The following is an 8,232-nucleotide window of genomic DNA, read 5'->3' as shown; positions in this document are numbered from 1 at the left end:
TTCTGGGCTTCGGTGAACTGAAGCAACTCGCTATCGAAACCTACATAACTCTTTGTTTACCAAGGAGTTTTCCGTTTCGACTGCGCCGGAAGTGGGCGAATTATAGACTTCCAGAATCTGCCGTCAACCTCTAATTTGAGTTTTCTATCGAAACACCCGAATATCAACACGCTTCTCTATATATAGAGAAGAAAACGAATACATTGAGCAATATATTGCTCAATGGGGAGCAGTTGAGCATCATAGTCGGCCCTGCTTCTTTATACGACCCTGGACGAACACCTCCATGAACACCTCCCCCCGCAGCCTGACTTCGACATTATTCCCGGTCGGCCTGCTACTTATCGCCATGGCCTCCATTCAATCAGGTGCCTCACTGGCCAAAAGCATGTTCCCAATAATCGGCGCCCAGGGCACCACGACGCTGCGCCTGGTTTTTGCCAGCGTGATCATGCTGCTCATACTGCGTCCCTGGCGCGCCAAGCTCACCGCCAAATCCCTGCGCACGGTGATCGTGTACGGCATGGCTCTGGGCGGCATGAACTTCCTCTTCTATATGTCCCTGCAGACCGTTCCCCTCGGCATCGCAGTGGCACTGGAGTTCACCGGCCCATTGGCCGTAGCGATCTATGCTTCACGACGCGCCGTCGACTTCATCTGGATAGCCTTGGCGATCATCGGCCTCCTGCTGCTGATCCCTGTTGGCGAAACCAGTAGCAGCATCGACCTGACAGGCGCGGCTTATGCCTTAGGGGCTGGCATCTGCTGGGCGCTCTATATTCTGTTTGGCCAAAAAGCGGGAGCGGACAATGGCGTCCAAACTGCAGCTCTCGGCGTCATGATCGCAGCGCTATTTGTCGCACCTATCGGAATAGTCCATGCCGGTACGGCACTGCTGACACCCTCATTAATTCCTATAGCCATAGGCGTTGCCATTCTTTCCACAGCGCTTCCATACACCCTGGAGATGGTCGCTCTGACCCGCCTGCCCGCCCGCACGTTCGGTACGCTGATGAGCATCGAACCTGCTTTCGGTGCACTCTCCGGTCTATTTTTCCTTCAGGAGTACTTGTCCGTCGGGCAATGGCTGGCCATCGCGTGCATTATCCTGGCATCCGTTGGCGCAACCTTGACCATGCGCAGTGAATCAAAGCCACTGGTACCCGCCGATTGATTCAGGATTTAACGTTGCTCTGGTATTTGCCGCCCAATTAGGCCATGTTTAGGATGTAACCCAGTGTCACTCATGGAGATTTTCAAATAGGGACATTAAGAACGCTACAGTCGAGAGCGAGCAAAGCCAGCGTCGAGCATCCCTGCGAAGCGGCTATTAAGGATGGTAATGAAGCGAATTTTGATATTGCTAGTCGTGGTCGCCATTGCAGGTTGCGCTGCAACCACCAAGACAGAAATTAAGCGGGGAAAAAAAGGGCTACATATCAATTGCTCTGGCCTGACGTCTTCCTGGGAGCAGTGTTACACCAGCGCAGCCAACTCCTGCGGCACCAAAGGCTACAAGCTCATTGCCAAGTCCGGCGACAATGCGGAGGAGGAACCTGGGGACTACCCGTTCGGCCTCAACCCTGCCGGTTACACCAGCCGAAGCATGATCGTCATCTGTAAGTAAGCTTCGTACACGCTCATTTGTCAGCGATTCGCTGACTAAGCTCTTTATAGCTGGATGAAAGCACCTGCGCCTGAACCTGCGGGTCGACCATCATTCTTGCCACTACCAGGGCGCCCACACACTGGGACAGGATTGCCCACGCCAGGCTGTCGCTTTCCAGAGTACGAGCCCAGTCTGCCTGCAATCGACAAATCCACGTCTGCGCCTGCTGACGGACCGCTACATCCGACCGAGCAATCTCTGCTCCCATGCTCGGCAATACACATCCCGATTCTGCCTGTTCAACATGAGCCATGCTCAAATAGAACTTGAGGCAACGATCCAACCGTTCACGGCTCTGGACGTCCCCCACACTCAAACGCTCAAGGCTATGGCTCAACTCACGTTCGATAATCGAGCTGAACAGCTCGTCCTTCGACGAAAAATGACTGTAGAAAGCCCCACCACTCAGACCGATAGCCTTCATCAATCCATCCACACCGACGCTGGCGAACCCCTCTTTCTTGGCCAGGGCGGCGCTGCTGTGCAATAGCTTTTCCCTGGTCTGCTGCTTGTGACTGACCGAATAACGCATCGCTTCTCCCCCTGGAGATATACAACCTTGACGTCCACCAAATCGTAGCATAACGTTCGTTCAGTTAACGATCGTTTATCAAAGGACTTGCCATGACTGATAATAAAAAAATCGTACTGGTCGTAGGCGCTGGGGATGCTACGGGGGGCGCCATTGCCAAGCGTTTTGCCCGCGAAGGTTATGTTGCCTGTGTCACCCGACGCAGCGCTGACAAGCTGCAGCCACTGGTAGAAAGCATCCAATCGACTGGCGGCGAAGCCCACGGTTTTGCCTGCGACGCGCGTAAGGAAGAACAGGTCGTCGCCCTGATCGAGCAAATCGAAACCGAGCTAGGCCCGATTGAAGCGTTTGTTTTCAATATCGGCGCCAACGTGCCCTGCAGCATTCTGGAAGAAACCGCACGCAAGTATTTCAAGATCTGGGAAATGGCCTGCTTCTCGGGCTTTCTGAATGCCCGGGAAGTGGCCAAACGGATGGCTATTCGCCAACGTGGGACGATTCTGTTTACCGGTGCCACCGCTGGGTTACGTGGTGCTGCGGGCTTCGCCGCGTTCGCCGGTGCCAAACATGGAATCCGAGCCTTGGCTCAAAGTATGGCGCGAGAGCTTGGCCCCTTGAATATTCACGTGGCACATGTGGTGGTCGACGGCGCCATCGACACCGACTTCATTCGCGACAACTTCCCGCAGAAGTATGCACTCAAGGATCAAGACGGCATTCTTAACCCCGAGCACATTGCCGATAACTACTGGTACCTGCACAGTCAACCGCGAGACGCCTGGACCTTCGAACTGGATCTACGCCCATGGAACGAGCCGTGGTAATCACGCCCCCATAATAATAAGCAGCGAGCCAAAAACCATGAATAAAACCCTGGAATTCTTCTTTGATCTCGGCAGCCCCGCCACCTACCTGGCCTATACCCAGCTTCCCAAGCTGTGCGTTGAAACCGGTAGTCAATTGGTGTATCAGCCCATGCTCTTGGGGGGAGTATTTAAAGCGACCGGCAATGCATCTCCCGTCACTATCCCCGCCAAAGGGCGCTATATGCTTCAAGACTTGGCGCGCTACGCCAAGCGCTACGATGTCCCACTCAAGTTCAACCCACACTTCCCTATTAACACCCTGACACTGATGCGCGCTGTCACAGGCATTCAGATGCGCCAACCGGAACGCTTCATCGACTTCATTGACTGCCTGTTTCAAGCCCTATGGGTCGATGGACGCCCTCTGGGTGATCCGGCAATAGTGGCAGCAGTACTGACCGAGCATGGCTTCGACCCCATCAAGGTGCTGGCACTGACCAACGACGATGAAGTGAAAGCTGCCCTCAAGGACAAAACTGAACACGCCATCCAACGGGGCGTGTTCGGCGCACCCAGCATGTTTGTCGACAGCCAACTGTTCTTCGGCCAGGATCGCCTCGACTTTGTCCGCGAAGCGCTGAGCTAAAGCTCGATCACCAACTGCCGCCAGTCAGCCTGGGCCAAAGCCGTCATCGACTATGATGACCAAAGCGTTGACCCAGGCCCCGAACTGCAAACCCTTAAATAGCCGCCGTGCGCACCTGCAACCACTCCAGCGCCGCACCACTGAGCAACGGGCTCAAACGCTCACGCACCTGTGCATGGTAGTCGTTGAACCACTGGCACTCCTCAGTCGTCAGCAACGACGGCACCAGGCAACGTGTGTCGATCGGACACAAGGTCAAGGTCTCAAACTTGAGAAACTCGCCAAACTCGGTCTTGGCCGCTTCACGGTTCAACACCAGGTTCTCGATGCGTACACCCCAACGGCCCGGCCGATAGGTTCCCGGTTCAATGGAAGTGATCATCCCCGGCTGCATGGCTGTTTGCGGCGCGGCGGCGGCCTGATAGGCGATCACTTGCGGGCCTTCATGGACATTGAGGAAATAACCGACGCCGTGACCGGTGCCGTGACCGTAATCCACGCCTTCAGCCCAGATCGGCGCTCGGGCGATGGCGTCCAACAGCGGTGACAGGATGCCCTTGGGGAATTGAGCGCGAGACAAGGCAATCACGCCCTTTAGCACCCGCGTGCAGTCGCGTTTTTGCTCTTCGCTTGGCGTACCGATTGGTACCATTCGCGTAATGTCGGTGGTGCCGCCGAGATACTGGCCACCTGAGTCGATCAGCAGCAGGCCATCGCCTTCGATCAGCGCATGCTCTTCTTCAGTGGCGTGGTAATGCGGCATGGCGCCATTAGCATTGAACGCAGCAATGGTGTTGAAGCTCAACGACACATAACCCGGCCGGCGGGTACGGGCAGCAGTCAGGTGTTCGTCGATGGTCAGCTCGGTGATGCGCTCACGACCCAACGCGTTGTCCAGCCAGGCGAAAAATTCGCACAAGGCCGCGCCATCCTGCTCCATGGCCTGGCGAATATGCTCGGCGTCGGCCAGGCTCTTGCGGGACTTGGCCAAGGTAGTCGGGTTGAGCCCTTCAATCAGTTTGACGCCGCTGCCCAGGTTCTCCAGCAACCCCGCAGTCACCCGCGCCGGGTCGACTTGCAGGCTGGCACCGGCTGGCACCTCACCCAAGGCTGCGGCCACCTCGCTGTAGTCACGCAGGGTTACGCCATCCTGCTCCAGTACGGCGCGCAGTTGGGCATCGACTTTGCTCAAGGCAACAAACAGTGTCGCCTGCTGCTGACCGATCAAGGCAAAGGAGACGAACACCGGGTTGAAGGAGACATCAGCTCCGCGCAAGTTGAACAGCCAGGCGATGTCGTCCAAGGTGGCGATGAAATGCCAGTCGGCGCCCTTCTCCTTCAAGCTTGCCCGCAGCGCAGCAAGTTTCTCGCCACGGCTGACCGTAGCCTGCGGCGGCAAGTGCTGATAGATCGGCTGATTCGGCAAGGCCGGACGGTCTTGCCAGACTTCACTCAACAGGTCGATGTCGGTACGCAGCCGAGCGCCACGGTCCGCCAACTTGGTACCCAATGTGCGGGCCGAAGCAACCGCCATCACCGCACCGTCGACCGCGACTACGCTACCTTCAGGGGTTTGTTCGGCCAGCCATTCCAGCGGCCCGGACTGCCCCGGTAGCAGTTTCACCAACTCGATACCACTGCCCTTGAGCTCCTTGGTCGCCTGTTCCCAGTAGCGGCTGTCGGCCCAGACACCCGCGAAGTCAGCGGTAACAATCAGCGTCCCCACCGAACCATGGAAACCCGATAACCACTGGCGCCCCTGCCAGTAACCCGGCAGGTATTCGGACAGATGCGGGTCGGCCGAAGGCACCAGCAGGGCGTGAATCCCCTCCCGGCTCATCAACTCGCGGGTGCGCGCCAGGCGCTGGGGAACCGTTCCATGGGTCAAAGGCTGCGTACTCATTGTGTCTCCTGCTAACCACTAATAATTGTTATGGGTTGCGAATGATTGGATCAAACCGCCCAAAAGGCCGGCGCACTGGCCAGCGAGGTCTTGATTAGTTGAACTGCCTGATCGATATCCTGCTCGGTGGTAAAACGCCCAAGACTCAGGCGAATAGTACGACCTGCGCTGCGAGCATCATGGCCCAAGGCCAATAGCACGTAGGACGGCGCATTGCTCGCTGAGTTACACGCCGAGGTAGCCGAAAAGGCGATACCGGCGCTCAACGCAGCGGAATTGAACTCGCCTTCGCTGAACGTCAGGCTAAGGGTGTGTGGAATACGTTGAGTGACGCTGCCATTCAATCGCACGCCAGCGATTGAATTCAGTTGGTCAAGCAGGCGCTGGTGCAGGGCGACAATCGCCGCCGAGTCTTCTGCAAAGGACTCTGCCGCCAGTGCGAAGGCTGCGCCCATCCCGGCAATCTGATGGGTCGCTAGCGTACCGGAGCGTAGCCCGCCTTCATGCCCGCCGCCGTGAATCTGCGCCAGCACTTTTTGCTGGGCCCGAGGCCCGACATACAGAGCGCCGATACCTTTGGGGCCATACAGCTTGTGGGCGGAAAACGACATCAGGTCCACCGGCCACTGGGCCAGGTCAATGGCAACCTTACCCGCCCCTTGCGCCGCGTCCACATGAAACAGCGCGCCATGCTCACGAACCCGCGCACCAATGGCCGGAATATCGTTGAGCGTACCCAATTCGTTGTTGACCAGCATCAGCGACACTAGAAAGGTGTCTTCTCGCAGCGCTTCGCTGACCGCTTCAACACTGATCAAGCCTTCGGCATCCGGCACCAGGTAGGTGACTGCGATGCCGGCTTCCTGTAACTGACGTGCGGTGTCGAGGGTCGCCTTGTGTTCGATCTGGCTGGTAATGATGTGCCCACCGGCCACACCCCGCGCCTGGGCCACGCCCTTGAGCGCGAGGTTGTTGGACTCAGTGGCACCGGAGGTCCAGACAATCTGCTCAGCCTGGGCGCCGACCAATTCGGCTACCTGGCGCCGCGCCTGCTCAACCGTTTGCCGAGCCTGTTGGCCAAACGCATGGGAACTGGACGCAGGGTTGCCGAAATTGGCGTTGTAACCCAGGCACTCGACCATGACCTGGATGACTCGCTCATCCACCGGGGTGGTGGCGGCGTAATCGAAATACAGAGGACGTTTATTCATGACGTTAAAGACTCGCAGAGCATGTTCCCGAGATTCAGCGTCTCAGGGGCAGCGATCAGAAAAGAGATCGTCAGGTTTACCTGATCGGATGCCGTTAAAGAAAGACCACTTTATTTAAAAGTGCGTAGGAACGCTCCTGAAATCCAGCTTAACAGGCTCGGCGAAAGGGATGGAAAACAAAAAGCCCGAAGCTTCTGAACGAAACCTCGGGCTCTGTGGGCCAAGCTGCAAACTCAGCTGGGACGACCCTGCAACATCCCTCTGCGTTCGGCGTTCATCTCTCCCTGACGATCAAAGCCAAACGGCTTCTGTGGCTGGGCAGTCAGTTCGGCTTTCTTCTGTTGGTATTCGTCAAACGACAAACCCCGGCGATTCAGCGCCTCCATCGCCAATTGCTTGCTCTCTTCGGCTGAATAAGGTCGCAGCTCGGGCGTGGAATGAGTCGCGCAACCGGCAAGGACGGAGCAGATGAGCAACAAGAAAGTGGCGAGAAAACGGTTCATGGCGAAGGTCCTGCGAATCGGGCGGTAGGCAATGGACACAGGCTACTCCCGGCCACGCACCGTGAAAAATCATCCCCCGTGATAGTTGCTATCGGCATTAACACTCCTTGGATAGCCCACCCCTTATATTCAAAATCGATCTATAAATATGTAAATACGTTCATTTACGGAATAAACGCAACCCTCTATAAATGTCCCCTCGCCTCGCGGCTGTTGCCAGAGCAACTGTTGATCAGGCAACAGCCATTCAACAAAACAGCAGCCAGACAACATCGTCACGCTTCAACAGGTAGCCCAGATCCCTCGCAAATCAACAACTTTGCTGATTGGTACAGCTCTTGCTCCACCTCTGTCACTCACTCATCGCACTGAGCCACTGTTGAAAAAGGAACTGTCCATGTCGAGCCCCCTGAATGTCGTTGCCCTCTCCGGCGGTACCTGGCGCCCCTCTCGCACGCTGGTGCTGACCCAAGCGCTACTGGCCGAACTGGCCACCCAACTGCCGATCGAGAGCCATCTGATCGAACTGGGCGACATCGCACGCCCCCTTGGCAGTGCGCTGTCGCGGCCGGAGTTGCCGGCAGAGATCGAAGCCCAGTTGCGCGCCATCGAACAGGCCGACCTGCTGATCGTCGCAGCGCCGGTCTATCGCGGCTCCTACCCCGGCCTGCTCAAGCACCTGTTCGACCTGATAGACCTCAACGCCCTGATCAACACACCGGTATTGCTGGCGGCTACCGGCGGCAGCGACCGTCATGCGCTGATGCTCGATCACCAGTTGCGGCCACTGTTCAGTTTCTTCCAGGCCCTGACCTTACCCATTGGCGTCTACGCCACCGAGGCCGACTTCACCGACTACCAAATAACCAGTGAGCCCTTGAAGGCCCGCATTCGCCTTGCTGCAGATCGCGCGGCGCCGTTGTTTGGCGCGCACCCCACCGCTTTGCTGAAAATCGCTTAAG

At 57.1% G+C, this 8,232-nt stretch carries 9 protein-coding genes; 5 read left to right on the top strand and 4 right to left on the bottom strand.

Going from position 1 to position 8,232, the window contains the following annotated elements; translation table 11 throughout:
* Positions 1–286: 286 nt before the first annotated feature.
* Positions 287–1,174, top strand: coding sequence for a threonine/homoserine exporter RhtA (rhtA, locus tag FQ182_RS22205; protein WP_149414722.1), 888 nt, complete (start codon positions 287–289; stop codon positions 1,172–1,174).
* A gap of 168 nt (positions 1,175–1,342) precedes the next feature.
* On the top strand, positions 1,343–1,627 hold the full coding sequence (locus FQ182_RS22200; protein WP_149414721.1) for a hypothetical protein: 285 nt from the start codon (positions 1,343–1,345) through the stop codon (positions 1,625–1,627).
* Between the two features lie 13 nt (positions 1,628–1,640).
* Here the strand turns inward: FQ182_RS22200 and FQ182_RS22195 are convergent, their stop codons facing one another.
* A complete protein-coding gene (locus FQ182_RS22195) occupies positions 1,641–2,201 on the bottom strand; it encodes a TetR/AcrR family transcriptional regulator (RefSeq protein WP_149414720.1) in 561 nt (186 codons plus the stop codon).
* Positions 2,202–2,293: 92 nt separating this feature from the next.
* Here FQ182_RS22195 and FQ182_RS22190 point away from each other — a divergent pair, with 92 nt between their 5' ends.
* Complete coding sequence (locus FQ182_RS22190) at positions 2,294–3,025, top strand: SDR family oxidoreductase (RefSeq protein WP_149414719.1); 732 nt, start codon at positions 2,294–2,296, stop codon at positions 3,023–3,025.
* A 37-nt stretch (positions 3,026–3,062) separates the two neighbouring features.
* On the top strand, positions 3,063–3,653 hold the full coding sequence (locus tag FQ182_RS22185; protein ID WP_149414718.1) for a 2-hydroxychromene-2-carboxylate isomerase: 591 nt from the start codon (positions 3,063–3,065) through the stop codon (positions 3,651–3,653).
* Positions 3,654–3,747: 94 nt separating this feature from the next.
* Here FQ182_RS22185 and FQ182_RS22180 read toward each other — a convergent pair whose 3' ends face one another.
* The 3 genes from FQ182_RS22180 to FQ182_RS22170 all read right to left on the bottom strand — a co-directional run bounded on the left by FQ182_RS22180 (position 3,748) and on the right by FQ182_RS22170 (position 7,270).
* Entirely contained in the window at positions 3,748–5,556 is a 1,809-nt protein-coding gene (locus FQ182_RS22180; RefSeq protein ID WP_149414717.1) for an aminopeptidase P family protein, read from the bottom strand.
* A 50-nt stretch (positions 5,557–5,606) separates the two neighbouring features.
* The gene (locus FQ182_RS22175) at positions 5,607–6,767 is read right to left on the bottom strand and encodes a cysteine desulfurase family protein (RefSeq protein WP_149414716.1); all 1,161 of its coding nucleotides are present in this window, start codon (positions 6,765–6,767) and stop codon (positions 5,607–5,609) included.
* A 233-nt stretch (positions 6,768–7,000) separates the two neighbouring features.
* The gene (locus FQ182_RS22170) at positions 7,001–7,270 is read right to left on the bottom strand and encodes a hypothetical protein (RefSeq protein ID WP_149414724.1); all 270 of its coding nucleotides are present in this window, start codon (positions 7,268–7,270) and stop codon (positions 7,001–7,003) included.
* Between the two features lie 397 nt (positions 7,271–7,667).
* On the opposite strand from FQ182_RS22170, the gene msuE reads away from it, so the two are divergent.
* Positions 7,668–8,231 carry an FMN reductase gene (gene msuE / locus FQ182_RS22165; RefSeq protein WP_149414715.1) on the top strand — a complete coding sequence of 188 codons (564 nt, stop codon included), beginning with the start codon at positions 7,668–7,670 and terminating at the stop codon, positions 8,229–8,231.
* The last annotated feature ends 1 nt before the right edge of the window (position 8,232 follow it).

It is taken from the genome of Pseudomonas sp. ANT_H4, assembly GCF_008369295.1.
Taxonomy (GTDB): Bacteria; Pseudomonadota; Gammaproteobacteria; order Pseudomonadales; family Pseudomonadaceae; genus Aquipseudomonas.
This window is presented reverse-complemented; position numbering and strand designations above follow the sequence as displayed.

Bases quoted from the DNA above. Each gene is read 5' to 3' on its own strand.
- rhtA (WP_149414722.1), top strand. From the start codon at position 287: ATGAACACCTCCCCCCGCAGCCTGACTTCGACATTATTCCCGGTCGGC.
- FQ182_RS22200 (WP_149414721.1), top strand. From the start codon at position 1,343: ATGAAGCGAATTTTGATATTGCTAGTCGTGGTCGCCATTGCAGGTTGC.
- FQ182_RS22195 (WP_149414720.1), bottom strand. From the start codon at position 2,201: ATGCGTTATTCGGTCAGTCACAAGCAGCAGACCAGGGAAAAGCTATTG.
- FQ182_RS22190 (WP_149414719.1), top strand. From the start codon at position 2,294: ATGACTGATAATAAAAAAATCGTACTGGTCGTAGGCGCTGGGGATGCT.
- FQ182_RS22185 (WP_149414718.1), top strand. From the start codon at position 3,063: ATGAATAAAACCCTGGAATTCTTCTTTGATCTCGGCAGCCCCGCCACC.
- FQ182_RS22180 (WP_149414717.1), bottom strand. From the start codon at position 5,556: ATGAGTACGCAGCCTTTGACCCATGGAACGGTTCCCCAGCGCCTGGCG.
- FQ182_RS22175 (WP_149414716.1), bottom strand. From the start codon at position 6,767: ATGAATAAACGTCCTCTGTATTTCGATTACGCCGCCACCACCCCGGTG.
- FQ182_RS22170 (WP_149414724.1), bottom strand. From the start codon at position 7,270: ATGAACCGTTTTCTCGCCACTTTCTTGTTGCTCATCTGCTCCGTCCTT.
- msuE (WP_149414715.1), top strand. From the start codon at position 7,668: ATGTCGAGCCCCCTGAATGTCGTTGCCCTCTCCGGCGGTACCTGGCGC.